General features: G+C 72.0%; 1 protein-coding gene. It reads right to left on the reverse strand.

The window, feature by feature from the left end; translation table 11 throughout:
• The coding region (locus ACFWFI_RS30045) for a LysR substrate-binding domain-containing protein (protein ID WP_387396167.1) at positions 1 to 575 on the reverse strand (575 nt) is incomplete at its 3' end.
• Between the last annotated feature and the right edge of the window lie 33 nt (positions 576 to 608).

Raw genomic sequence — 608 nt, forward strand, 5'->3', positions numbered from 1 at the left:
GGCCCCTCCGACCGCTCCCGCGGGCCTATAAAAATTAATAACACTTCGCGCCCCCCGCCGGCGGGGGCCGCCCGAGCGCCGCCCCCCCGCCGCTGGCCGGCCCCCCCGGCCGGTGCCGACTCCCGCACCGCCGCATGGATCGATCTGACCGGTTCCGGGTTGCGGACCCTGAGGACGGCCACGGCCGGATGTGAGGCGCCGATCCCCAGCTCCGGAATCAGGGCGATGCCGAGCCCCGCGGCCACGAACGCCTGCGCCGTTGCGTGATCCTCGCTCTCCACCACGAACGAGGGGCTGAAGCCTGCCGAAGCGCAGGCGTCGAGAACGGGGTCCAGACAGGGGCCCGGCCGGTCGCTCCTGATCCACGGCTCATCGGCGAGGTCGCTCAACTCGATCTCCCGATGCGCGGCGAGTGGGTGTTCCTCCGGCAGCACGGCGAGATACCTGTCGTCGAGCAGAGATACGAACCGGATGCCGTCGACGGACGGCTGGTCGCGCGGCCGGACCACGAGGGCCAGGTCGGCACGGCCGTCCCTCACGTCCGACAGCGGGTCCCCGGGATCGCTCAGCTGCAGCTCGGTCTGTACGCCAGGCTGCTGACGGCGGAG

Source organism: Streptomyces sp. NPDC060209, from assembly GCF_042728155.1.
GTDB lineage: Bacteria > Actinomycetota > Actinomycetes > Streptomycetales > Streptomycetaceae > Streptomyces.